General features: G+C 57.1%; 21 protein-coding genes. 11 read left to right on the top strand and 10 right to left on the bottom strand.

Features of this window, described 5'->3' with window-relative positions; translation table 11 throughout:
- Positions 1-20 precede the first annotated feature (20 nt).
- A complete protein-coding gene (locus O2597_RS13215) occupies positions 21-647 on the bottom strand; it encodes a hypothetical protein (RefSeq protein WP_269525595.1) in 627 nt (208 codons plus the stop codon).
- A gap of 5 nt (positions 648-652) precedes the next feature.
- On the bottom strand, positions 653-1363 hold the full coding sequence (locus O2597_RS13210; RefSeq protein WP_269525593.1) for a DUF502 domain-containing protein: 711 nt from the start codon (positions 1361-1363) through the stop codon (positions 653-655).
- A gap of 106 nt (positions 1364-1469) precedes the next feature.
- Between O2597_RS13210 and O2597_RS13205 the strand changes: the two genes are divergently transcribed.
- The gene (locus tag O2597_RS13205; protein WP_269525591.1) at positions 1470-2066 is read left to right on the top strand and encodes an HAD family hydrolase; all 597 of its coding nucleotides are present in this window, start codon (positions 1470-1472) and stop codon (positions 2064-2066) included.
- A 58-nt stretch (positions 2067-2124) separates the two neighbouring features.
- The gene (locus tag O2597_RS13200; protein ID WP_269525589.1) at positions 2125-3294 is read left to right on the top strand and encodes an N-acetylmuramoyl-L-alanine amidase family protein; all 1170 of its coding nucleotides are present in this window, start codon (positions 2125-2127) and stop codon (positions 3292-3294) included.
- A 30-nt stretch (positions 3295-3324) separates the two neighbouring features.
- Here the strand turns inward: O2597_RS13200 and surE are convergent, their stop codons facing one another.
- The 6 genes from surE to O2597_RS13170 all read right to left on the bottom strand — a co-directional run bounded on the left by surE (position 3325) and on the right by O2597_RS13170 (position 7968).
- A complete protein-coding gene (gene surE / locus O2597_RS13195; protein ID WP_269525587.1) occupies positions 3325-4119 on the bottom strand; it encodes a 5'/3'-nucleotidase SurE in 795 nt (264 codons plus the stop codon).
- A 62-nt stretch (positions 4120-4181) separates the two neighbouring features.
- Complete coding sequence (locus O2597_RS13190) at positions 4182-4997, bottom strand: GxxExxY protein (protein ID WP_269525585.1); 816 nt, start codon at positions 4995-4997, stop codon at positions 4182-4184.
- A 78-nt stretch (positions 4998-5075) separates the two neighbouring features.
- On the bottom strand, positions 5076-5537 hold the full coding sequence (locus O2597_RS13185) for an acyl-CoA thioesterase (RefSeq protein WP_269525583.1): 462 nt from the start codon (positions 5535-5537) through the stop codon (positions 5076-5078).
- A gap of 42 nt (positions 5538-5579) precedes the next feature.
- On the bottom strand, positions 5580-6458 hold the full coding sequence (locus O2597_RS13180) for an NAD(P)-dependent oxidoreductase (RefSeq protein ID WP_269525581.1): 879 nt from the start codon (positions 6456-6458) through the stop codon (positions 5580-5582).
- A gap of 58 nt (positions 6459-6516) precedes the next feature.
- Complete coding sequence (gene tal / locus O2597_RS13175) at positions 6517-7476, bottom strand: transaldolase (protein WP_269525579.1); 960 nt, start codon at positions 7474-7476, stop codon at positions 6517-6519.
- 90 nt (positions 7477-7566) lie between these two features.
- The gene (locus O2597_RS13170; protein ID WP_269525577.1) at positions 7567-7968 is read right to left on the bottom strand and encodes a DUF423 domain-containing protein; all 402 of its coding nucleotides are present in this window, start codon (positions 7966-7968) and stop codon (positions 7567-7569) included.
- A 250-nt stretch (positions 7969-8218) separates the two neighbouring features.
- Between O2597_RS13170 and O2597_RS13165 the strand changes: the two genes are divergently transcribed.
- The 4 genes from O2597_RS13165 (at position 8219) to O2597_RS13150 (ending at position 14145) form a co-directional block, all read left to right on the top strand.
- Positions 8219-8746 carry a coiled-coil domain-containing protein gene (locus tag O2597_RS13165; RefSeq protein ID WP_269525575.1) on the top strand — a complete coding sequence of 176 codons (528 nt, stop codon included), beginning with the start codon at positions 8219-8221 and terminating at the stop codon, positions 8744-8746.
- A gap of 48 nt (positions 8747-8794) precedes the next feature.
- Positions 8795-9826, top strand: a complete 1032-nt coding sequence (locus O2597_RS13160) for a porin family protein (RefSeq protein WP_269525573.1) — start codon at positions 8795-8797, stop codon at positions 9824-9826.
- A 764-nt stretch (positions 9827-10590) separates the two neighbouring features.
- Positions 10591-11784: an outer membrane beta-barrel protein gene (locus O2597_RS13155; protein WP_269525571.1), complete on the top strand. Its 1194-nt coding sequence runs from the start codon at positions 10591-10593 to the stop codon at positions 11782-11784.
- A 1107-nt stretch (positions 11785-12891) separates the two neighbouring features.
- Positions 12892-14145 carry an argininosuccinate synthase gene (locus tag O2597_RS13150; protein WP_269525569.1) on the top strand — a complete coding sequence of 418 codons (1254 nt, stop codon included), beginning with the start codon at positions 12892-12894 and terminating at the stop codon, positions 14143-14145.
- Positions 14146-14838: 693 nt separating this feature from the next.
- Here O2597_RS13150 and O2597_RS13145 read toward each other — a convergent pair.
- Complete coding sequence (locus O2597_RS13145; RefSeq protein WP_269525568.1) at positions 14839-16116, bottom strand: type II secretion system F family protein; 1278 nt, start codon at positions 16114-16116, stop codon at positions 14839-14841.
- A gap of 803 nt (positions 16117-16919) precedes the next feature.
- Here O2597_RS13145 and O2597_RS13140 point away from each other — a divergent pair.
- The 5 genes from O2597_RS13140 (at position 16920) to O2597_RS13120 (ending at position 21464) form a co-directional block, all read left to right on the top strand.
- Positions 16920-17702, top strand: coding sequence for a hypothetical protein (locus O2597_RS13140; protein WP_269525566.1), 783 nt, complete (start codon positions 16920-16922; stop codon positions 17700-17702).
- Positions 17703-17714: 12 nt separating this feature from the next.
- Positions 17715-18623, top strand: coding sequence for a hypothetical protein (locus O2597_RS13135; protein WP_269525564.1), 909 nt, complete (start codon positions 17715-17717; stop codon positions 18621-18623).
- Between the two features lie 221 nt (positions 18624-18844).
- Positions 18845-19852: a TIGR02597 family protein gene (locus tag O2597_RS13130; RefSeq protein WP_269525563.1), complete on the top strand. Its 1008-nt coding sequence runs from the start codon at positions 18845-18847 to the stop codon at positions 19850-19852.
- A 52-nt stretch (positions 19853-19904) separates the two neighbouring features.
- Complete coding sequence (locus O2597_RS13125) at positions 19905-20555, top strand: PEP-CTERM sorting domain-containing protein (protein WP_269525561.1); 651 nt, start codon at positions 19905-19907, stop codon at positions 20553-20555.
- Between the two features lie 141 nt (positions 20556-20696).
- Positions 20697-21464, top strand: coding sequence for an FKBP-type peptidyl-prolyl cis-trans isomerase (locus O2597_RS13120; protein WP_269525559.1), 768 nt, complete (start codon positions 20697-20699; stop codon positions 21462-21464).
- 760 nt (positions 21465-22224) lie between these two features.
- On the opposite strand, the gene O2597_RS13115 is transcribed toward O2597_RS13120, so the two are convergent.
- Positions 22225-24669 carry a glycoside hydrolase family 94 protein gene (locus O2597_RS13115; protein ID WP_269525558.1) on the bottom strand — a complete coding sequence of 815 codons (2445 nt, stop codon included), beginning with the start codon at positions 24667-24669 and terminating at the stop codon, positions 22225-22227.
- Between the last annotated feature and the right edge of the window lie 71 nt (positions 24670-24740).

Below are 24740 nucleotides of genomic sequence, written 5' to 3'. Positions count from 1 at the left end.
TGTTTCGGCGTGCTGCTCATCTACCCCTTCGGTAGCATCAGGTCGGTCTCACGGCGCATCCAGTGGTGGAGGTGTTCCATGAGTTCTTTGCCCACATCGACGATGTCGGCGGGGGCGTCGCTGGGGGCGGGCTGATTGAGGATGTCCTTGGCGGTGCTGCGCAGTCCGTTCGGTACCTGGGGCCACCAGGACTCATTGACGGGAAAGCCTTCGTCCCGGAGCAGGAGATAGATGCCTTTCAGTGCGACGATCTCCGGCGTCTTGCCGCTGTTGAAGGCATCGAAGCTTCGTTCGGCGAGTGCGAAGAGGGTATCGGCATCCGGCATATGGGGGGCGTTGAGGATAATGATCTGGCTGAAATGGGCGGCGTGCTGCAAGCGTTTGTACACCTTGCCGATCGCATCACGGCGGAGGAGGGGACGGTAGTCACGGACGAACCGGGTGGTGCCTTGGCGGGCCTGTTCCAGTTCGATTTCCGCGGTGTCGAACAGGTCCGGTGTGACCGCCTGTGTGTTCTTGCGGGAGACACGTTTGAGGCAGACGCAGGCCCCTTGTTCGGCGGAAAGGATGTCCAGTTTTAGGTAGGACTCGCCGGTCAGGGTGCTGCGCAGGAGTAGGGCGCGCTCGGTCGTGGTAGGGGCGCCCATGTCAACTAGAGAAAGGTGCCGGGCGCTTCGGCTTCGGCGGATTTCGGGTTATCAATCGTGACCGCCTGGCTCGGGTTGTAGGGTGGCACCACGGCCCCGCCCGAGATGATCAGCTTCATGCCGTCCACCACCGACATTTCGAGCCGTGTGATATCTTCCTCCGGCAACATGAGGAGGAAGCCGCTGGTCGGATTCGGAGTGGTGGGAATAAATACATTGACGATGGATTCACCGGTGACGGCCTGCGTTTCGCCGCTGGCTTTCCCCGTCAAGAATCCGATCACGTAGGAGCGGGATCGCGGATATTCGAGCAGGACCACTTCTTGGAAGACTGCCTTTTTCTGTTGGCTGAAGGTGTCGACGATCTGTTTGACCGTACGATAGACGGAATTGATGAACGGCAGGCGGTCCAGGGCACGTTCGAAGGTATTGAGCAGCATGCGTCCGATGACCAGTCGTGAACCGAAACCCAGTAGGGTGATGAGGATAAAGACGACGAGGACGGAAATGGCTTCCAGCAGGAGTTGGATCTGCGGTTGTTCGCGCAGGTCACGGTCGAGGAACCAGAAAAAGAGGTTGCTGGCCGGGGTGCCGAGTTTTTCCAGCAGGAAGCTGATGATGATCACAGTCACCCCCAAAGGAAGGATGACGAGGACCCCGGTGAGGAAAGCATTACGAATCGCACGAAACATGGTATTGGCAGGGAGAGAAAGCATGTGCGGGTGAAAAAGCGAATCGATTTCAATCTTTGAGCGCTGCCGTTACATGACGATAATGTGGCATTTCCCTTGCGATCGGCCCGCTTCCCGCTCCTGTAGCAGCATGCAAAACCTACAGTTGAAATATGCCGGCCTGGTTTTCGATATGGACGGCACGCTCGCGGACACGATGCCGACGCACTTTGTGGCCTGGACGCGGACGATGCATAAATACGGGATCGAGTTTCCGGAGGATCGCTTTTATGCGCTGGGCGGGGTGCCCGCACCGGTCATTATTGAAATGCTGGCACGCGAGCAGGGCAAGCAAGTGGACGTGGACGCCGTGACGGAGGAGAAGGAGCTGCTCTTTCTCGACCTGCTGGAGGATGTGCAGCCCATTCCTGAGGTGGTTGCGATCGCCGAAGCTCATCGCGGCCATATGCCCTTGGCGGTGGCCACGGGCAGTATGACCTGGGTGGCGGAACGTATTCTGGGCGCGCTTGGGATCCGTGAGTGGTTTGGTGCGGTCGTGGGGGCGGAGCAGGTGAGCCAGCCCAAGCCTGCGCCGGACGTGTACCTTCTGGCGGCTCAGGGTATCGGCGTCGATCCGGCAAACTGTCATGCTTTTGAAGATACGGAACTGGGTATGGAAGCCGCCCGCAATGCCGGCATGGATGTCATCGATGTGAATCCCCTGCGCCGGGTCGGTCAGGCGAGTTAAGCGCTGCCGCAAGGTCGAATAGCATTGCATGGGGAGTTGCGGGGAAAATGATGCCTGCATGATTCCCCGCGTCCGGATGCGTTCCTGTAGTCTGGTTGGCTGGTGCCTACTGGCTGCCGGTGCACTGTTGGCTGCAGACGAAGCGGTGACAGAGGAGACGCAGCCCCCTGTATCGCCTCTGCAGGCGGCCTTGGAGACGCGCTATGCGCCTTATGCGGACTGGGAGGGGCTGATTGCCCCGGATCGGGTTTCGGACGTTTCAGAGGCTCGCTACTGGCGGACTCCGGATGTGATTCGCGCCGGACGTACGGTGGACGCACCGGCGCTGGCCGGCTTGAGGGTGGCTTTGGATCCCGGGCATATCGGTGGTATTTGGGCGGAGGCGGAAGGGCGTCATTTTCGCATTTCCGAAACGGATTATTGGGTGCGGGAAGGGGAGCTCGTGCTCTTGGTGGCGCGTTTGCTGGAGTCCCGCTTGTCGGCCTTGGGGGCGGAAGTTGTTCTTTTGCGGGAAGATGCCACGCCGGTGAACCCGAAGCGCCCGATCGACTATGTGGAGGGCGTGGTTCGCCGCCGCCCGTTGCCTCTGGACGGATCGATGGCTTCCTTGACGGATTATATCGTATCGGTCCGGGATGAAGCCACCCGCCTTGCGGTGGTGTCGAATGAGCTACAGGCCCGGGCGAACCGTGTGAACCGTGAGATCCGACCGGATGCCTTCATCTCCTTGCATATCAATGCCGCGGTTTGGCCCGAAACGGAAGACGGCTCGCTCCGCTTGGTGCCGAACGGCCACTCCCATGTGCTGATCTTCGGCTGTCTGACTCCTTCCGAAATCAAGATCCCGCGCCAGCAGGAGGCTCTGGCCGTGAAGCTCGGAAATGGTAGTGGTCCGGTGGAGTTGGAACTGGGGGCGGCTTTGGCGGCGTCTCTGGGGGCGGCCATGGGCTTGCCGCCCTCGGTCTATAACAAGAAAAATGCCGTCCTGCCGTATCCGGAAGAGCCCTACCTCTGGGCCCGGAACCTAATGCTGCTGCGTACGGTCGAGTGTCCGTCGGTCTTGCTGGAACCCTTTCTGGCTAATTCGGTCGACGGCTATACGCGTATCCAGAATGCACTGACAACCCGGGCTGCAGGTGAACCGCCGGCCGAGGACGATATCCTTGTGAGTTATGCCGACGCTGTTGTCGCCGGCGTGCTGGCAGTTTATGGTCCCGAGGCAGAATGATTCCTGACAGGAATGATTCTGCCTCTATACTTACAATTGCTCGCGGAGTCGGCAGATCCGTGAAAAGTCGAGCACGCTGCGGCTGATGCCGCCGCGTTGCAGGACGGCCCTGTCGGAACGGGGGTGGGGATCGACCTCGACCCCGTCGGAATAGCGGAAGCTGTAATGCCCGGGGCGTGAGGGCTGGTAGAAGGAGCCGAGCCGGATCTTGGCGGGGAAGCTTTCTTCGATTTCAGTGCCCGGTTTCGTCTGATGCGGAAAGTTGACATTCACGACCGTGCCGGGAGCCTCCGGGTGGGCCAGCAGTTCCCGGCTGAGTCGCGCGGCGGTCGTGGTGGCGCATTCCAGGGAGGCTTTGTACTCGCCTTCGGTTTGGCCCTTGCTGTCCCGGATGGCTTCGAAGAGCTCGCCTGGCACGCACTTGCTGAATGCGACGGCCGGTAGGCCCCAGTTGGCCCCCTCGATTGCGCCGGCTACGGTGCCCGAGCAAAGGATGAGGGTTTCGGTGGTGTTGAAGCCGATGTTGATGCCGGAGATCACAATGTCCGGCTGACGGGTGACGAGGTGACCCAGCGCGATGTTCACGCAGTCCGTCGGTGTACCGCTAATCGCCCAAGCCGAGACCGACTCCGGGAAGTAGGATGGGCTGGCGATGACCTCGACTTCCTCGCGGCGGCTGACGGCACGTCCGATCCAGCTTTGCTCAAAGGCCGGTGCGGCCACCGCAACCTTGAACATCGGCAAGAGGGCTTCGACCAGCTTGTGGAGAAAGACGGAATCAATTCCGTCGTCGTTGGTCACGAGTGCGAGTGGCTTTGCTGTCATGGTGTGTGCGTTCCTGTGGACTGAGTGCTGTATCGCAGAATGATTTTCAGCAGAATGATTATTTAGAGAGATGCGCCTCCGCGTTGCAGCGTTTTGAGAGAGATTGTCTTATGGTTGAGATTTATCCAGTGCATACGTTCTATATTGGAATTCTGTAGAAGTCGGAAAAGATGTGTTTCGTAACTATTGGAGTAGCGTGTGATTGCAGAGATGTGCCATGCGGTTGCGTCGTCCAGCAGATGCATGTTCTGTGTCCCCACGATGCGCTTTTTAATTTCTATGTTGACTGGTGTCGGGGCTGAATTGGCCCCATGGGGGAGGTGTGCGAGCGCCTCTTCGTAGAGGCTGGCTTCCAAAAAAGTGCCCCAGTCTTTCATTAGACTTTTAAATCGCTCGACTAAGTCATGGTCCTTTGTGGTCCGCACTTGATACTGGGATGTATTCCATTCTGTTTGATGGCGTTCGTGATGGTCCAATGTGGTTGATACGAACCGCGACTGTACTGAGGTTGGTCGAAAGTTGATCAGCTTACCGTGGTTTTGGTTGGTGAGTAGAAGGTAGTGGATGAGTTGTCGTTGGTGTCTGGTATTTAAGGTCTCAACAGTTTTGAATTCATAAATTGTTCCGTTCTCAAGGACCAGATCCAGGTCGTAGGTTTTGCTGAAGCCATTGTGGCTGACGCGGACCAAGACCTCCTTGTTGACGGAAAAGCCACTGCTTTCACAGCGAATCGCCATTTCCTCCTGATAGATCCGCTCGTCGGCAAAACGGCCTAAGGTATTATGCAGGTCAAACGCGTGCCTCATGACCTTTCGGTCCAAATTTCGAAAATCGGCCTGTCCCAAGGGACTGAGGTATATCGAGACGTCAATTGGCACGGTGCGTTCAAGTTTTCGACTGAAGAATCGTTCTGCTGTAAATCATTCTGCAGAACACCTTCTCTGCTCGTGTCTTGATCAGACGTCTTCCGGACGGGCCAGTACTTTGGCCGGGGCGGGCTCGATCTTTTCGAGCACCTGCGGCGGCAGGTCGATCGATTGCAGGCCGCCGTTTTCGCTGAGTCGGGTCAGGACCGTCGTCATGCTGCCTTTGGCGACCTGGCTGCGGTCTTCGAGGCCATTGCGTCGGAAGATGCGGAATTGATACTCGATGGAGCGGTCCTTCACGTTTTTAACGGCCAGATGAATGTCGATATGGTCGCCGAAGCGGAGCGGTTCGGCAAACTTGCAATCGACCCGCACGCGGGGCCAGCCGACGACATCGCCGGGCTTTGAGTGAATCAAGTCGATCCCCACGGCTTCAAAGAAATCACGCTCGGCGATCTCCATGTAGCGGAAGTAGTTTGAGAAGTGCACAAGGCCGGCCATATCGGTTTCGGAAAACTCGATCTGCCGTGTCGAGGTATGTTCATAGGCCATGGATAATCCATATTCTGCCAACTATCAATTGGCAAGCCTGGCTTACGAGTCCTTGCTTCGATACCAATGCATGAGTGCGTGTGTGCCGTCCTGTTCGTGGCCCATGGCGGCGAGTTCTTCGTAGAGTTTCAATGCGAGTTGGAGCCCCGGTAATTCGATGGCCATGCTTTCGGCGCTCTCAATCGCAATTTTCAGGTCCTTGATGAAGTGGTGCACGTAGAAACCGGGTTCAAAATCACCCTTCAGGATGCGTGGTGCCAAATTGCTGAGCGACCAACTGCCGGCCGCCCCGGCACTGATTGACTGGAGCACGGTTGCCGGGTCCAGCCCGGATTGCTCGGCGTAGCGCAAAGCTTCGCAAGCCCCCATGGTGCTGGCGGCAACGGCGATCTGATTGCACATCTTGGTATGTTGACCGCTGCCGGCAGGGCCTTGGTACACGATATTGGCGCCGACGATTTCCAAGACGGGGCGCGCCCGCTGATAGGCGCTTTCGCTGCCGCCGACCATGATGGACAGCTTCGCTTCACGGGCACCTTTGTCGCCTCCGGAGACGGGGGCGTCCAGAGAGGCCTTGCCTGCCTTCTCCGCGGCTTCCGCGATGCGGACCGCCAGATCGGGGCGCGATGTGGTGAAATCGATGAACAGCGCCCCGGTTTTGGCGCGGTTGATCAATCCGTCGTCGCCGAAATAGGTGGATTCGACGTCGGTCGGGTAGCCCACCATCGTGCAAATAATGTCGCAGGCCGCAGCCAGCTCGCCGGGGCTCTCCATCCAAGTGCCGCCTGCTTCCAGAATCGCTTCGGCTTTCGCCTTGGTACGGTTGTAGACGCATACGCTGTAACCGGCATTCAGAAGATGCAGGGCCATCGGGCCCCCCATCACGCCTGTACCGACGAATCCTATGGTTTCTTTGCTCATGTAGGCACGGCTAAGCAGGGAGCGCGCTCAGAGCAAAAAGAATGAAGCTTTTTTCGTATTATCCGACTGCCTGGGCCACCATGTCTCGCACTTTTTGCATGTCCTGCCCAAAGACGCGGATCCCCTGGGCGAGCTTTTCCGTCGCCATGGCGTCTTCGTTGAGCAGCCAGCGGAAGGATTTCTCCGAGACGTCGATCGCGTCGACCTGTGTACCCTTTGCTTCGGTGGGGTCCAGCTTGACCGGGACCTCCGCGTCCATGCCCTTGAGCTCTTCGAGCAGGTTCGGGCTAATGGTCAGCAGGTCGCAGCCGGCGAGTTCGAGGATCTCCCCGATATTGCGGAAGCTCGCCCCCATCACTTCGGTGGCATAGCCGAACTTCTTATAATAGGTGTAGATTTCCTTCACGCTCGCGACGCCCGGATCGGTTTCCGCGGTGTAGTCCTCGCCGGTGTTGGCCTTGTACCAGTCAAGGATGCGACCGACAAAGGGGGAAATGAGCTGGGCCCCGGCTTCGGCGCAGGCGACCGCCTGGGCCAACGAGAAGAGCAGGGTCATGTTGCAGTGGATGCCCTCCTTCTGCAGCACTTTCGCCGCTTGGATCCCTTCCCAGGTGGAGGCGATCTTGATCAGGATGCGCTCGCGGGGCGTTCCTTTGGATTCGTAGAGTTCGATGAGCTCGCGGGCCTTGTCGATGGTTGCCTCCGTATCGAAGGAGAGCCGTGCGTCCACTTCGGTGGAGACGCGGCCGGGGACGATTTCGAGGATCTTCTGTCCGAAGCCGACCAGCAGGTGGTCGATTACCAGGTCGATCCGGGCCTCGCCTTCCGCGCCGGAGTCGTCGGTCGCCCGGATGGCGGCGTCCAGTACCGGCTTGTACTCCTCCTTTTGCAGGGCCTTGAGGATGAGAGACGGATTGGTGGTCGCGTCCTGCGGGGTGTAGGCAGCCAAGGTTTCAAAGTCGCCGGTGTCGGCGACCACGGTGGTCAGTGTTTTGAGAGCTTCGAGTGCATTTGCCATAGGGTCCTTCAACAAAGCCAAAACTCCTATTTAATCAAACCCCGATGCGCCTTGGAGGATGAATGAAATTCATGATCCCGTGCACTTGTGTTACTTGCTTCGCCAGTACCCGATTGCCAGAAAGATCCAGCCCGCGATCAGGCAAAGCCCGCCCAGCGGGGTGATCGGGCCGAGCCATCGGGGGCCATCAAAGGAGAGCCAATAGAGTGAGCCGGAAAACAGGATAATGCCGGGGATGAAGCAGCGGCCGGCTCTTCGTACACAGGCGCTGGAGCTGAGCCCGCTGAGGATCAGGGCGAGGGCATGCCACATCTGGTAGTCGACCGCGGTTTGCCAGGTGGTGAGACTGTTCCGTTCCAATAAGTCGGGCTTAAGCGCATGTGCCCCCATCGCTCCGAGTACGACCGCAAGGCCTGCGAAACTCGCGCCCCAGACCGTGTTTTTGCTGACGCTTTTAGGGTTGGGGATTGCTCTGTCTTCCGCTTCCGTCATGCCTCTGGTCTATTTCAGTCGTTGCATTCTTGGCAAACACCAATGCTTGCCGGAAATCGGAATCCATTCGCTTTTTGTGTAAGTGTATCACTGGCAGATGATAACTGTTTTTAGGTGGATTTGCATTTTGCTCTTGTTTCGTCCGCTGGTTTTACGCTTTCAGCCGGCTTTGGACACGGCTTGAACGCCCGTTTCGAGGGTGATTTTAGGCTTGCATGAGCTGTATTTTGAGGGCTTAAAGCATGCGAATATGCGTATTAATTTTCGTAATGGCTGTGCTGTAGCCATGTTGGCCGGCACGTTGTTCACTCATAGTTTTGCGGAGCAGGTCACTGTTGATGCGGAACGTCTGGCAAAGCTCGAAGCCCGTTTGGCTGAGCTGGAAGCGCGTCTGGCCGATCAGGAGCAGGAAACCAAGGAAGTCAAGGTCCTCGCTACGGCCGGTAATGCCGCCGGCACTACAAGCGGCAATGTGCTCTCCAATGCAGTGACTTTTGATATTCTGGCGAACAGTGCCTGGCGCAACCTGCGTTGGACGCAGGCCGAGCAATGGGAAGGTATCCGTAAAGGGGTTAGCCAGGAGCGTGTGATCGAACTCCTCGGTGAGCCGCCGCGCAGTATCAAGTCACTCAAGCCGCGTGTCGATGAGGTCTACTATTACGAGACCAGTATTCGCGATCGTGCGAATGCCTTGCGTGGCCGTATTTCCTTTAAGGATGGCGTAGTTATTGCTGTTACGCCCCCCGATTTTAAGCTGGTCAAATCTGCTCAGAAATAAGCAATTTGGCCGGTTTGAAGACAAACCAAACAAACTAAATACAACACTATGAAAAACAAGATTGCTATCGCATCTGCATTCCTTGCAGCTTCGAGCTTCTCGATGGGTGAAATCGTGATCAACGATTTCCTTTCCTTCGAAGGCTTTGTTGATATGTCCTACACTCACACTGACGTCGACGCCGACTTGGGTGAGGCTTCGGACAACAGCTTCCAAATCGACCAAGTTGAAATCGACTGGTTGTTCGACTTCGATCCGGTTACCGCTCAAGTCGACCTCGAGTACGAAGAAGCTGGTGACAGCCTTGAAGTTGAGCAAGCCTTCGCAACCTACCACATGGACAACGGCGGCGCGATCACTGCCGGTCGTTACGCTTCCATGCTTGGTTTCGAAGCGTTCGAGCCGACCGGTCTGTACCAGTACTCCTTCGCTTATGACCTCGGTGTTCTGCTTCCGGGCTACAACCAAGGTGTGAAGTTCACTTATGAAACCGACATGACTTTCTTCGGTTTCTCCGTGCAGGATAGCACCATCACTGATGCCTATGACAACCGTCTGGGCGGCAACGACAACGACGATACTACTGATGACGGTGGTTTCGGTCTTGAAGCTGCCTTCGGTTACTACATGGACAACGGTCTCTCCTTCTTCGTTGGTGCTGCCACTGAAGACGGCGACGACGGTGACTCCTGGGTTATCAACTCCTACGTGACCTTCGAAACCGGTGCATGGATCTTCGCTGCTGAAGTGAACTACGGTGAGTCTGACATGGATTACCAAGCCTTCGGCATTGGTTCCGACGTCGACGACGTTGAAATCCTCAGCGCTCTGATCATGGCTAGCTTCGCATACAGCGAGCAAGGCTCCCTGACCGGTCGTATCTCCTACATCGACGGTGAAGAATCCGACGCGGTCCTTGGCGGTTACGATTACGATTACCTCAAGTACACCATCGCTCACGCTTGGGCTTTCACTGACAACCTTCTGCTTGTCACTGAAGTTAGCTTTGCTGACGGTGAAATCGACAGCGACGACATCGACACCCTTAGCGGTGCAGTTGAACTGCTCTTCTCCTTCTAATTTAGCCTAAGCTAAATTTTACTTTGAAGCCCTCCGGTCTCGTGCCGGGGGGCTTCTTTGTTTTCGGACGGTGAGGCGAACAGAATGATTTCTGACAGGATAATTCTTACAACGCGGTGGAGGAGGCAGAATGATGTAAGGCAGAATGATTGCTTACAACGCTGTTGCTGGTGTGGTGTGCCCGCCTTCGTTCCTTGGGGCTCCGTTGCTCTACGCCCGCACGAGCCGGCGTGGCGTGCCCGCTTGCGGGCGCTTTGCGGAGTGTTGGGGAGCGGTGTGTCGGCATGATTTTGCCACAAATGATTCTGCCTAAACTGCTGTGTTGTTAGCTCTGTGCGGAGGACTGAGAACAGAATGATTATGGACAGTTCCGAGGAGAGCAGTGACGACCCGCCTTCGTTCCTGCGGCGTGGCGTGCTGAGTCCCGCAGAGCGGGAAGACCGGACCATGATTCTTACAACCGCGTGGAGGAGGCAGAATGATGTAAGGCAGAATCATTTTCTTACAACGCTGGTGGGGGCAGGGCATGGGTAACAACTGGTGCAGTCTGACGTGGCATGCCCGCTTGCGGACGCTTTGCGGTGCTCAGCTATGGTTAGCATAGCGTCCTTTTGCAATGTTTTGGAGGCTTGTAGCTGTCTAAGCTCGGTGACAAAACTTACGATTTTAAACTTCACTTTCTAGGTGCTTTCTGCATTTTTTTCTGGAGCGTTGCTTAGGATCCCATGCTGGTTTCGTAAGCAGCTCTAGACTAACAACAAACTATGAAGAAAACAATCGCACTCAGTTCTGCTTTGTTGGCGACCTGTGGACTGTCTTATGGCGAGATTGTGATCAATGATTTCCTCTCCTTCGAGGGCTTCGTTGACATGTCTTATGTCCACTATGACGGGGAAGCCAGCATTGATGATGTACCCGTTGGAGTCGAGCACTCCGGCAATTCCTTCCAGATCGATCAAGTTGAGATCGACTGGCTTTTCGACTTCGATCCGGTTACGGCTCAAGTCGATCTCGAATACGAAGGTTCCGGTGACAGTGTGGCCGTGGAGCAAGCGTTCGCTACCTACCATTTCGAGGATGGCAGCAGCGCAGTGACCGCAGGTCGCTATGCGTCCATGCTCGGATTTGAAGCCTTCGAGCCGACTGGCCTTTACCAGTATTCCTTCGCTTACGGCCTTCCGACCTTTGCGGGTGATTACACTGGTCTGATCCCGGCTCCTTTCGATGATGCGTTGGGTCTTGCCTTGGGCACGATTTTCCCGCTTCCGGGCTATGCTCAAGGTGTCAAGTACACCTATGAAACCGACACCTTCTTCTTCGGTCTTTCCGTTCAGGATGGTGTGTACGGTTACAGCAGCCGTCTCGGCGGTAACGACAACGACGACACCAGCGATGATGGTGGTTGGGGGACTGAAATTGCCGCGGCTTTCATGCCGGGTAATGGCCTGACTATCTTCGCCGGCTTGGCATATGAGGATGGTGACGGTTATGCGATCGACACCGTTTCGACCGGAGATACCGGTGCCTGGGTGTTTAACACCTATGTGACCTACGAAACCGGTGCCTGGGTCTTCGCTGCCGAGTTGAACTATGGCGAAAACGAATGGGACGACGTCGGTATCCCGGGGCTTGACCTCGAGACTGAGTCGCTCAGCGGTTTGCTCATGGCCAACTACGCTTACAGCGAGCAAGGCGCCCTGACTGCACGTTTCAGCTATGTCGACTACGAAGCCGATGCCGATACCTCGGCCTTTGGTCCTCCGAATTCCGTCAAGGCTGAAGCGGATTACTTCAAGTACACCCTGGCCCACAGCTGGGCTTTCACCGACAACCTCCTTCTGGTCACGGAAGTGAGCTACATCGAGGGTGATGTTGAAGCCAGCGTCAGCGGCATCGGTGGTGCGGATGGTGACTACGAGGAGCTTGTGGGTGCAGTCGAACTGCTCTTCTCCTTCTAGTTGAAACCCGATTCGATTTTCAAAAGCCCGGCGGCAACGCCGGGCTTTTTTTGCGAACGGAGGCAGGGCGTCCCGCCCTGCAAGAGCTAAGTGCTGCCTCTGATTCATGGGCGGCCGGTCGAAATCGCTATCGCGCTTTCGCTACAGTTCGGAGGGTAGGGGCGTTTGTCCTCAAACGCCATTGCGGTGTTGTAGGTTTCCCTCGTCTCCGGTGCCGACGCTGCCTGCCCAGTGTTTCTGTCTACCGATATTTGGCTCTGTCTTCAGTACGGCCGGTCGAAATCGCTATCGCGCTTTCGCTACAGTTCGGCGGGTAGGGGCGTTTGTCCCCAAACGCCATTGCGGTGTTGTACGCTTCCCTGGTCCCTGAGTTTCCAAATTCTGACGAATTCGGCGACAGCTTTAAATCGCGAACGGAGGCAGGGCGTCCCGCCCTGCAAGAGGTAAGTGCTGGCCTCTGATTCATGGCAGCCGGTCGAAATCGCTATCGCGCTTTCGCTACGGTCGGAGGGTAGGGGCGTTTGTCCCCAAACGCCATTGCGGTGTTGTACGCTTCCCTCGTCTCAGGTGCTGACGCTGCCTGCCCGGTGTTTCTGTCTACCGATTTCTGGCTCGGTCTTCTGTACGGCCGGTCGAAATCGCTATCGCGCTTTCGCTACGGTTCGGTGGGTGGGGGCGTTTGTCCTCAAACGCCATTGCGGTGTTGTACGTTTCCCTCGTCTCGGGTGCCAACTTTGCCTGCCCGGTGTACTGTCTACCGATATTTGGCTCTGTCTTCAGTACAGCTGGTCGAAATCGCTATCGCGCTTTCGCTACGGTTCGGTGGGTGGGGGCGTTTGTCCCCAAACGCCATTGCGGTGTTGTACGCTTCCCTGGTCCCTGAGTTTCCAAATTCTGACGAATTCGGCGACAGCTTCAAATCGCCAACGGAGGCAGGGCGTCCCGCCCTGCAGGGCCATCGGGTGATGTAGGGGCTTCATCGGCGGGAATGATTCCAGTCACCTGGCCGGTTTCAGCCATTTTGCGCAGCCGGCGTCCTGCATCGTGCCCGGAATTGCGCTTTCCGCTTGCTTCCCTGAGAGCAAGGCCTAACTCGTAGTATCACTTATGAAGATCGTTCTCGCATACTCTGGAGGTCTCGACACTTCCGTTCTCGTTAGCTGGCTGAAGGAGCACTATTCGGCCGAAATCATTACCTTTGCCGCCGACGTGGGCCAGGAGGAGGAATTGGACGGCTTGCCGGAAAAGGCCAAGGCCACCGGTGCTTCCGCTCACTACACCGTGGACCTCGTCGACGAGTTTGCCCGCGACTTCATCTACCCGATGATGCGCGCCAATGCGGTCTATGAAGGCCAGTATTTCCTCGGTACCTCGATTGCCCGCCCTTTGATCGGCAAGGCCCACGTGGAAATCGCCGAGAAGGAAGGCGCGGATGCCGTGGCCCACGGCGCGACCGGCAAGGGCAACGACCAGGTCCGCTTCGAGCTGACCTACGGTGCGCTCGCTCCCAATCTGCAAATCATTTCCCCCTGGCGCATGGACGTCTTCCGCAAGGCCTTCCCGGGCCGTACGGAGATGATCAACTACTGCCGCGAGCACAATATTGACGTCGAGGCCAGCGCTTCCAAGCCATACTCGATGGACCGCAACCTCCTGCACATCTCCTACGAGGCAGGCATTCTGGAGGATCCCTGGTTCGACCCGACGGTGGCCGAGAACAAGGGCATGTATAAGCTGACCGTGGATCCGCAGGATGCCCCGGATGAGCCGGAATATGTCGAGCTCGACTTCGAGCAGGGCGATTGCGTGGCCGTCAATGGTGTGGCCATGACTCCGGCCCAGGTGATGAAGACTTTGAATAAGCTGGCAGGGAAGCACGGTGTCGGCCGTGTCGACCTGATTGAGAACCGCTTTGTGGGCATGAAGAGCCGTGGGGTTTATGAAACCCCGGGCGGTACCATCCTCATGATGGGCCACCGTAACATGGAAACCCTGACCATGGACCGCGATCTCATGCACCTGCGCGATGGCCTGATCCCGCGCTATGCGCAACTCGTCTACAACGGTTTCTGGTATGCGCCGGAGCGTGAAGCCCTTCAGGCCCTGATCGATGACTCGCAGAAGACCGTGACCGGTACCGTTCGCCTGAAGCTCTACAAGGGCAATGTCACAACCGTGGGTCGCAAGTCTCCGCTCTCGCTCTACGACGAGAACGTCGCCTCGATGGAAGGGGTCGCCAGCGATTACAACCCGGACGATGCCAGCGGTTTCATCCGCCTGAATGCTCTGCGTCTGCGTCGCCGCGCGCTCGCTCAAGGCGGCCCGGAAATCGCATCCGAGAGCAAGCTCAAGCGCAGCTAGGCTTCTCCGTAGAACCGAATTTCAAAAGGACGCACGCAGGTGCGTCCTTTTTTGTAGCATCCGGCGTCAGCCGGATGATGTCCGGACGGTTGGGCGAATAGAATGAATTACAGCCCTTCGGCAAGCTCAGGACAGGCCAGGATGATGCTTACAACGCTGTGATTTAGGCAGAATGATTTTCTAGCAAGGCCGCTGGGTGTGTGGCGTGCCCGCCTTCGTTCCTTGGGCGTGGCGTGCCGCCTCCGTACCTTGGGGCTCCGTTGCTCTACGCCCGCACCCGGCTTCTTTACAATACGCCGAGGCAAGCAAGCCGGCGTGGCGTGCCCGCCTCCGTTCCTACTGCGTGGCGTGCCCGCTTGAGGACGCCTGCGGCGAGTCGGCGTGGATTGTCCTACCATCCTGCAGCGGACCCCGTGGAAGCGGGTCCCTCCATTCGGGGACGATGCGGGCTTGTCTCATGTGGTGCATGTGCCGCTTCGTGTGGTTTCCAAATTCTGACGAATTCGGTTACGGCGAACGGAGGCAGGGCGTCCCGCCCTGCTCAGGGCCAGGTTGAAGGCCGCCAGGCAATAAAAGGGTAGGGGCGTTTGTCCCAAACGCCATTGCGGGGTTGTACGTCGAGTCGAAGGGCAGACTTTCTCACCTCTTGACCGGCGTAGCTGCTGCGAAGACGGTTCCTACCTTCCCACTTCCCTAAAGGGTCTGGCTGACCTGGAAAATGCTCGTTACGATACCGATGGCGATGAGGGCCACCAGGGCGAAGGCGCCAAACAAGGTCCCGGTTGTCACGAAGGCGGTCAGTTGGAGCAGGCGCTGCGTCAATTCCTCCCGGAAGCTCTTGGTGACTTCATGCATGCTGTGGGCGAGGTTGCCGGTGTTTTCGCCGACCGAAAGGATGTCGAGGGCGAGGTCGGGCATGAAATGATTGCGCTTGAATGCCTGGGAGATGGACAGACCCTCGTTGACCTGGACGCGAGCGGTGTGGAAGCGCTCGCGCAGTTCGAGGTTCTGAATCGTCTTTTCCGTGAGGTTGAGGGTCTCCGTTGTGTTGATCCCGCTTTCCAACAGCGTGCTGACCAGGCTGCCGGACTGGAACAGATCGCTTAGGAGGGTGATTTTCCCGATTAGGGGGACGCGGAGCAGCCAGCGGTCTGTCAGGAGGCGTCCTTTGGCGGACCTGCGCCATTGTCCGAGCCCGATGAAACCGACGATCAGGGCGATGGCCAGAATAGGGCCGTACCGGATCATGAGCGCCGAGCCCTCGATGAGAATTCGGGCGCTCAGCGTCATTTCGCCGCCCAGACGGGCCAGCATCTCCTGGATTTTGGGCAGGAGCACGGTGAGGAAGAGCACGATCACAATGCCTGCGACAGCCAGGATGAAGGCGGGGTAGGCCATGCTCGCCAGCATCTTCTTCTTGATCGCCTGTTTCTCCTCCAGGTAGTCGATGACTTTCCTCAGGATGGGAGCCAGATTGCCGGTGGCTTCACCGGCTTCGATCACGTAGGTGATGGAGTTTGAGAAGTATTTGGGCTGCCGGGTCAGGGCCAGGGCGAGGGTGGCCCCTTCGCTCAGGTCCCGCCAGAGGTCGCCGGCCAGGTTCTTCAGTTCCGTATTGCTGAGGCGCTGGCTGAGGATGCGGATCGAGTCGCCCACGGGGAGTCCCGAGCTGTGCAGCTCCAGCAGCCGTTTCAAGAGGGCCAGCCCGCTGCTTTCCTTGCGCGGCCGGCCGCCGCTCCGGCTGGCACTTGCGCTGGAGGCTTCCGCGCCCGGCTTGCTGCCAAAGCTGCTCAACGTGTCTTTCAACTTGCGCAGGGCCAGGGATTTCTGGCTTTTCACCTCTTCGACGGTGATGGGCATCGCTCCCTGCGACTGCAAGCGCTGTGTGGCTTGCCGGCGGTCCAGGGCTTCGATCACCCCGGACTTGATTTGTCCGCTGTTCTCGCGCGCTTTATAGACAAATTGAGGCATGGTAGTCGTTCGCTTTTTGAATGAGCCCGGATTCCCCGGTCAAGTCGATGCTTTTATCCGCTTTAATACTATGGTTTGGGGGCATCTTCACTTTCTGGGCTAGGCGTGGGTGACAATAAGCGCGTACTTTTCATTTCGTAGCGAAGGAGGGGCCCGGCTGGTCCGGGGCGGAGGGGGCCGTAGTCGTTGCCAAACCCCTCCGTCTCCGCTGCGCGGATCCACCTCCCCTTGGAAAGAGGAGGAGCTTTGACGGTACCACGACGTAAAGCGACGCACAGAGCCCCCAGAAACTTCTCCCCTGCGAGCACAATGTCATAGGCATCAAAAAACGCCTTTTCACGTAGTGCCCCAAAAAACTCCACCCCTGCGAACAGGGGAGGGGGCCCGGCTGGTCCGGGGCGGAGGGGTGCGGTCGTTGCAAACCCCTCCGTCTCCGCTGCGCGGATCCACCTCCCCTTGGAAAGAGGAGGAGCTTTGACGGTACAACGACGTAAAGCTACACACAGAGCCTCCAAAAACTCCTCCCCTGCGAGCACAATGTCATAGGCATCAAAAAACGCCTTTTCACACAGTGCCCCAAAAAACTCCTCCCCTGCGGGCAGGGGAGGTGGACCGGCTCGCCGGGACGGAGGGGTGCGGCTTGTCGGTGCGATGCGGTACGCTCGCTCAAATGGACGAAGTTCCCGCTGTACAGGGAACTTCCCTACGGCCTTGCCATCCAAACTAGGACCTTTGTAAGAATTATCTGAATTTTTCACATGCTTCCCGTTTACTCGATACATCGAACGATTGCTTTCTTGCTAATGACTGTCGTGGTTGCCGGAGCGGCCTCCACGGAATCGGAACTTCCCCTCGCGCCCGCAGACGGCAAGGAGGTGACTGTTTCGCTTCGTCAGGAGCCCATGCCGCAGCTGAATAATTCCCGTTTGGGGCAAATTCTAAGCCGTTACTATCGCGAGGGACTTGGCGGTCCGGACAACTGGAATCGGATCGAAAGCCTGAAAGTTTCGGGAACCATACATTCGGGCAGCGATGATTTCGCCTTTCAGGCCTACCAAAAGAAACCGGACCTGATAAAGATGACCATTCGGGGGAATGGCGGTATCCTGACGCTGGGCTATGACGGACAGGATGCCTGGAAGGTCCTGCCCGGTGCGGGCAACAGCCGCACGGCCGAGAAGATGCAGGACGATGAGGCCCGCCGTTTCATCCACAGTGCCCACTTTGGCAACCACCTGCTCTATCCCTTTGCCGGGGGAAAGCGCTTGGAATACATCGATACCGTGCCGGTCGAGGGGACGATTTGCCATCAAATCCGGGTGACTTTGGCAACCGGCTACCAGGTGGACTATTACATCGATATTCGCCGCTATCTGGAGATCAAGGTCGTGAACAAGGACCTGCGCTCGGGATTTACCAATTCCCTCATCTACGATGATTATATCCGTGAATTCGGCATGCCCATCGCCAAGGAAATCCGTAGCTTTGAGGAGGGAAAGCTTGTCTCCACCCTCTATCTTCAAGAGGTCAAGGTGAATTCCGGTGTGATGCCTTGGATGTTCCGTCTGCCCCGTTCCGGATCCTGATTGCTGCCTGTTGTGAATCGTTGTCTTTTTACTACTCTGTTTTGCCTTATCTTCCTGGCGTCCGGCTTGTCGGTCCCGCTGTCCGCTCAGGAGGCCGGTGAGGTGGCCCCGTCCCGGCCGGTGAAGCCGATGGATACCGAAGGCTTGGATCCGCGCTTGTCCACGATTCTGCAGCGGTATTATCAGCGTTCCCTGGGCGGGGCGGAGAACTGGGATAGTGTGGAAAGCATGCGCTTAAAGGGAGTGCTGGAGATGGAAAACGGGAATAAGGCTAGTTTTGTCGGTTACATGAAGAAGCCCGATTTCTGCAAGGTTCGTATTCTTCTGGCGGGGGGAAAGGAAATGGTCATGTCCTACGACGGCGAGGACGCCTGGCAGCAGTCCCCCCAGGATCCCGTGCCGGTCGATATGCCGGAGACTGAGGCGGTGAATTTTATCAGGGATGCCGCTTTTGGCGGTCATCTGCTCTACCCCTTATTGCCGGGTAAGCAGATCGACTTGCTCGGCATGCGGCGGGTGGAAGGAGACCTTTGCTATGACTTGCAGGTCACCCTTCCGGGGGGGCAGCGTGTTAGGTATGCCGTGGATTCCACTGATTTTCAGGAGCGGATGCTGATCGTGACGAATGCGGTGAATGGTGCATTGGAGGAGACTAGGCATTCGGACATTCGTAGGGTCGACGGTGTGCAGGTCCCCTTTTGCAGTCGTATGGAAATTGACGGGCAGTTTGTCCAGGAGATACGTCTGCGTGAGGTGGAGGCCAATATCGGCCTGACACCCTGGTTTTTCAGCCGGGGCGAGCTTTCGGAGGAGCCGGTAACGATCGATGCGGCTCCAGAGGGGGCCTCCCTCGTGCCGTCTTTGGATTGGACGCCTTCTGTTGAGGGGGGCTTTGTGAGTCCCTTCGGCACCTCGAAGTAAACCGCCGTGCGCTTGGGAAAGTCCGTCCTTCGGGCTAAAATGAAGGGAATGCTTCATGTCCTGAGGCATGCAACTAGTTGCGCTCCGGCTTATTTGCATTGACCTCGCGACTTCGCCCTTAATAAATTGTTAAAGATACGAATAGTCAGGTTGAACTGGCTTATTTGCTGCATTATCGGTTTGCATAATGCACCCAAGTCTAACTTTCTACCGTTGATCACATGAAAACTCCCAAAAAGTCACTTTTACTCCTCGCCAGCGCCCTGCTTGCCTCGTCCGCAGGCCTGCACGCTGAAGTCGTTGCCACGGATCCGGTCGGGTATAAGACAGTCACTATTCACGGAGACGATAATCTTACACTGATTGGTGTCGAATTGTTGGAGGCTGCAACTTATATCGGCCAAGTCTCCAGCGTGGGGACTTCCACTGCGACCGTTAGTTCTGTTGACTTTGATACACTGTTGGAGTCTGGAGGCCATTACTTTCTCGACATCACCTCGGGCGATAATACTGGTCTGAACACCTCAATCGCAAGTTGGACTGGAGATACCTTAACTCTGGGAGACGACTTATCCGCGGTCTTAGTTGCAAACTCTGACCAAGTTCGAATTCATCGATTGCCAACGATCGGTGAAATTTTTGGAGAAGGGGGAGATGTTCTGGCCGGTGGCTCTGCAACTACCGCAGATTTGATTTTGATGCCAGACCCTTCAGGCAGCAGTTTGATTCGCCTGTACTACAGTTCTGGTGGCTTTGCTGGTATTGGTTGGCGTCAAGTCGGTGGCGGTTCTACTGACATGAGTGATTTGCCGATTTATTTCAGCGATGGTCTCTATATTTACAAGAAGAGTTCAGGTGATGCTACGCTCACGTTTACTGGAGCCGTGAAGACTACAAGTTCCTCTGTAGTCGTTGAAGAAGGCTTTGTGCCGTATAGCACTATCTTCCCCAGTGGTACTACATTAGGGAATAGCGGCCTCTATGATTCAGAAAATCCAGGTTCTAGCTTAACTGCTGGTTCCGCTACTACTGCAGATCTTATTCTTACGGATTCCGATGATGATGGTGTGATCGAAAGATACTACTACTCCAGTGGCGGCTTTGCCGGTGTTGGCTGGCGTCAAGTTGGTGGTGGCAGTGTTGATATGGCTGATGTTGAACTTTCCTCAGCTTTCGCCGTATTTAATCGAAATGGCGTAGTCACGCTCAATCGTACTCCAGCTTATTAAGGCATTTCTAATATCAATAATATCGTTTAATTTCTGACTCGAACTTCATCACATGAAAAAATTCTTTTCTGTTTCATTACTTACAGTTGCTCTCTCATTCCAATCGGTGAGCGCTCTGAATTTGAACATTCAGAATATTAGTGACTCAGGCGATGCTGCATATGGCTTGTTTGACTCGACCGGAACTTTGGTTGACGGAAGTTTGACCTCTAATTTGCGTTTGGGCGCATTTGCCGATACATATGATGCGCAAGCAGCATGGGATTCTGGGAATATTGCCGACCTTGACGCTAACTTTATCGAATATGAAGTTTTCGGGATGAATGATTTTGGGGCTGGTATCGATGGAGTTTTTCAGACTGCGCTTACTACTTTGACGTCTACTGCGGGTGTTGAAGGTTTGACCATTGTTCTTTGGGCAACTGATGGTGGTGCATTTGACAGCACGAGCAGTGAACACCTCATTTATGTTTTTGATACGGTTTTCCCTGATGAACCAGCTGCTCCCGGCGATCTCTTATTGGGGACTTCGTCTGGTAGCATTCTCGCTGGTGCTTTTGGAAACTATAGCAATGATTACGGCTTGGGCGGCGGGGCTCTGGATGGCTTTAACACAGTAGGCGCCGTCCCGGAACCCTCCACCTACGCGGCCTTGGCTGGCCTACTGGCCTTGGCCTACGTTGCGATCCGTCGCCGTTCCTAAGACGCTACGAATTTAGAAAAGCCCCGGTGATTGCCGGGGCTTTTTTTATTTATAGGGAACGAAGCCGCTTTGCTTCGGACAAAGTCTTTATTGCCTTTTCCCGATAAATCAGGGATGCCTTCACATACATTTAACATACATATGCCTAAGAAACACACATACCTCCTCGCTCTTTCTTTCCTTGCCCCGTTCTCGGCACCGCTTTTTGCCGAAGAAGCACCGGTGGTTGAAGCCCCCGCGGCGACCTCACCGGCCGCACCCGAGTATTCGGACGACGAAATGCTTGAATTGCTGGGCTACATCACCGTGTTCCAGTCCGGAATGAAGGATTTGGGCTTTGGTGCGGCCGAGGCCGAGGCGATTGCCGCCGGTCTGAAGAAGGGCTTGGCCGACGAGCTGCCGGACCAGTCGCTGCAGGCCAAGATGCCGGCTTTCCAGGCTTTCATTCAAACCCGCATGGCTGCAGCGCAGGCAAAGGCTGAGGCCGCCCAGGCCAAGGCGGCTGAAGGCAACATCGCTGAAGGTAAGACTTTCTTCGAAACTCTGAAGGCGGAAGACGGCGTGGAATCCACCGAGTCCGGATTGCACTTCAAGGTGCTCGAAGCCGGTTCGGAGGAACGCGCCACCATGAGCGACACGGTTCTGGTGCACTACCGCGGTACCCTGATCGACGGCACACAGTTCGACAGTTCCTACGATCGTGGCGAGCCGGCCGAATTCCCGCTCAACGGAGTGGTTCCGGGCTTCGGCGAAGGCCTGACCAAGGTGGGCGTCGGTGGCAAGATCATGCTCTACATCCCGAGCGAGCTGGGCTACGGCAACAACCCGCGTCCGGGCGGTCCGATTCAGCCCGGTGACACGCTGATCTTCGAGTGCGAACTCATCGAGATCAATCCGGCAGCTAAGTAGTCAGTTAGAATTTAAACAAAAGGGACGCATGCAAGTGCGTCCCTTTTTCGTGTTCATTCATATACATTGGAGGGACTGCAGTGGCAGAAGTCTGAAGTCTGAGACCTGAAACCTGAAGCTGGTGTGGCTGCTTGGAGGCAGAATGATGGACAGCAGAATGATTCTCTAGCAACACTGCTGGGGATGTGGCGTGTCCCGCCTTCGTTCCTACGGCGTGGCGTGCCCTGCCTACGTATCCTACGGCGTGGCGTGCCCGCTCGCGGGCGCCTGCGGTGTGATGGGTTGCGGTGTACAGGCATGATTCTGACCTGTCCTGAGCTTGTCGAAGGGCCACAAATGATTCTGCCTAAATGCGGTGTTGTATGCTCGGTCTGGACGGGGGCAGGTCGCGCAGGTCTGTCCCGGACCGCACGAGTCGCCTGGTAATACTTGATTTCAAGCGATGCCTGCGCTGCGGGGACGCGGCGAATGGCACTACTTTAAGGACAAATTGAAGGGTTCCTATTGCAACAAAGCGTCGCTCGTAGTGGCTGCTTTAGCTGCCATATTCAGCATCCTAAGCCACCTCGGCTCGATGGCGACTGAAGTCGCCACTACGATAAGAAGCTTAAGGTAGTGCCATTCGGGACGCGGCTGCGCTACCCTGTCGATCCCGATTCTGGATGGGGCTGCCATCATTCTGTGGGGACACAAAAAAGCGCAGGGAGGCGAACCCCCCTGCGCACCATTTGTACCCTAGTGTTCTGTGTTCAGACAAAAGTTACATGACGGCCTCGACTTCGAGGACGGAACCGGCGGGTGCGGCAGGCAGGATGTTGCCTTCGACGGTCTTGCCGTCGACGGTCAGCTGGCTGATGCCGCGTGTCTTGCCGTCCGGATTCTTGACCGTGATCTGGTAGGTGACCCCGCGGAACTTGCGGGTGACCTTGATCTCGGGCCATGTGCTCGGCAGGCTGGGATCGAGGCGCAGGCCGGTGTAGTCCGGTTGGATGCCGCAGAAGCCCTGGCTGATGCTGAGGAAGGTCCAGGCCGCGGTGCCGGTGAGCCAGGCGTTCTTGGCTTCGCCCGGAGTGGGCGCGTCCTTGCCCGCGATCATCTGGCTGTAAACATACGGCTCGCCGCGGTAGGTCTCGATTATGTCTTCCTTGGCCGCCGGGCAGATGGAGTGGTAATACTCCAGCGCGCGGTCGGTGTCGCCGATCTTCATCAGGGACAGGTGGATCCACGGGTTGTTGTGGCAGAAGACCCCGCCGTTTTCCTTGTAACCGGGCGGGTAGCTGGAAACTTCGCCGAGCTCGAGATGGTAATCCGTGTAGGTCGGGCTTTGCAGCACGCAGCCGTGCTCGTAGTAGAGGTGCTCGTGCACGCTGTCGAGGGCCTGCTTGGCGCGGCCGTCTTCGATGCCCACGCCGCCCATGATGAGCCAGCCCTGGCTTTCGATGTAGATCTTGCCTTCCTCGTTTTCGTCGGAACCGACCGGTGTGCCGTTGGCGTCGTAGGCGCGGCGGAACCATTTGCCGTCCCAGCCGTGCTCGTCGACCGCACCACGCATGGTGTCGGCATCCTTGCGGATACGGGAGGCATCGCTGTCCTTTTCCATGAAGTCGTAGAGTCCGGCAAGCAGGTCGGCGGCGACGAGGAAGAGGCCGGCGATCATGAGGGACTCGGCGACATCGTCGTTGGCCCCGTGGCCGGCGAGCTGGAAAGATTCGTTCGGCTCGGTGGAGAAACAGTTCAGGTTCAGGCAGTCGTTCCAGTCGGCGTGGCCGATGAGCGGCAGGCCGTGCGGTCCGCGGTTCTCCATGCAGTAGCGGATGGAGAGCTCGAGGTGGTCGAGCAGGCTGCCCTTCTTGGCGTCGTCCGCCTGGTCGGCGTAACCGATGTTTTCCTGCAGTACGGCGGTGTCGCCGGTTTCCTTGATGTAGGAGCAGGTGGAAAGGACCAGCCAGAGGTGGTCATCCATGAAGCCACCACCGATGTCCGCATTGCCCTTTTTGGTCAGGGGCTGGTACTGGTGGAAGCAGAGTCCGCTGGAGAGTTGGGTGGCGGCGATGTCGAGCAGGCGCTGGCGCGCCTTTTCCGGGACAAGGTGAACGAAGCCCAAGAGGTCCTGGTTGGAGTCGCGGTAGCCCATGCCGCGTCCGATGCCGCTTTCATAGAGCGAAGCCGAACGGCTCAGGTTGAAGGTCGCCATGCACTGGGCCTGGTTCCAGATATTGCCCATCCGGTTCATTGCGGCACTCGGTGTTTCCAGTTGGAAGACGCCCAGCAGCTCGTCCCATCGCTTGGCTACGGCATCAAAGGCCGCGTCCACGTTGGCCACATCGCTGTACTTCGCCATGATGGCTTCGGCCTTCTCCTTGTTGATCACCTTCGGGGCGATGAACTTCTTGGCCGGGTCGTTCTCCACGTAGGCGAGGATGAAGCTGAAGCTTTCTTCGGCGCCGGGTTCCAGGGAAAGCTTGATGCTGTGCGAGCCGATCGGGTTCCAGCCGTGGGCGATGGAGTTTCCGGACTGTCCGGCCAGGACCACCTTCGGGTCGTGGAGGCCGTTGTGGATGCCGACGAAGGCGTCGCGGCAGGTGTCGAAACCATCCACAGGGCGGGTGCAGCCGAAGAGCGTGTAGTGATCGCGGCGCTCGCGGTACTCGGTCTTGTGGTAAATGGCGCTGCCTTCGACTTCGACCTCACCGATCGAGTAGGTGCGCTGGAAGTTGGTGGCGTCGTTGAGCGCTTCGTAGAAGCAGAACTCGATGAAACTGAAGATCTGGATGTCCTTCTTGGCGCCCGACTTGTTGCGCACCGTGGTCTTCCACAGTTCCAGGGTTTCGCCGTTCGGGACGAAAAAGAGGATCTCGACTTCCACGCCGTCCTTTTCGGCGACGAAGCGGGTGTAGCCCATGCCGTGGCGGCACTCGTACTTGTCCAGCTCGGTACGGACCGGCTTCCAGGTCGGATTCCAGACGCTGTCGCCGTCCTTGATGTAGAGGTAGCGACCGTTGTTGTCGTAGGGAATCTCGTTGTAGCGGTAGCGCGTCAGGCGGCGCAGCTTGGCGTCGCGGTAAAAGGTGTAGCCTCCGCCCGTGTTGGTGCAGAGCCCGAAGAAATCGTCCTGTCCGAGGAAGTTCAGCCAGGGCAGCGGGGTGTCCGGGCGGTTGATCACGTATTCGCGGTTCGCGTCGTCGAAGTGTCCGTAGTCGTTCATGAATTGTATGGGTGCTGGGTGGGTTAAAAAGACGGCGCATTTAATCCGCAGTGGCTTCAAAAAGGAAAGCG

Origin of the sequence: Coraliomargarita parva (genome assembly GCF_027257905.1) — a bacterium.
Classification (GTDB): Bacteria; Verrucomicrobiota; Verrucomicrobiia; order Opitutales; family Coraliomargaritaceae; genus Coraliomargarita_A; species Coraliomargarita_A parva.
This window is presented reverse-complemented; position numbering and strand designations above follow the sequence as displayed.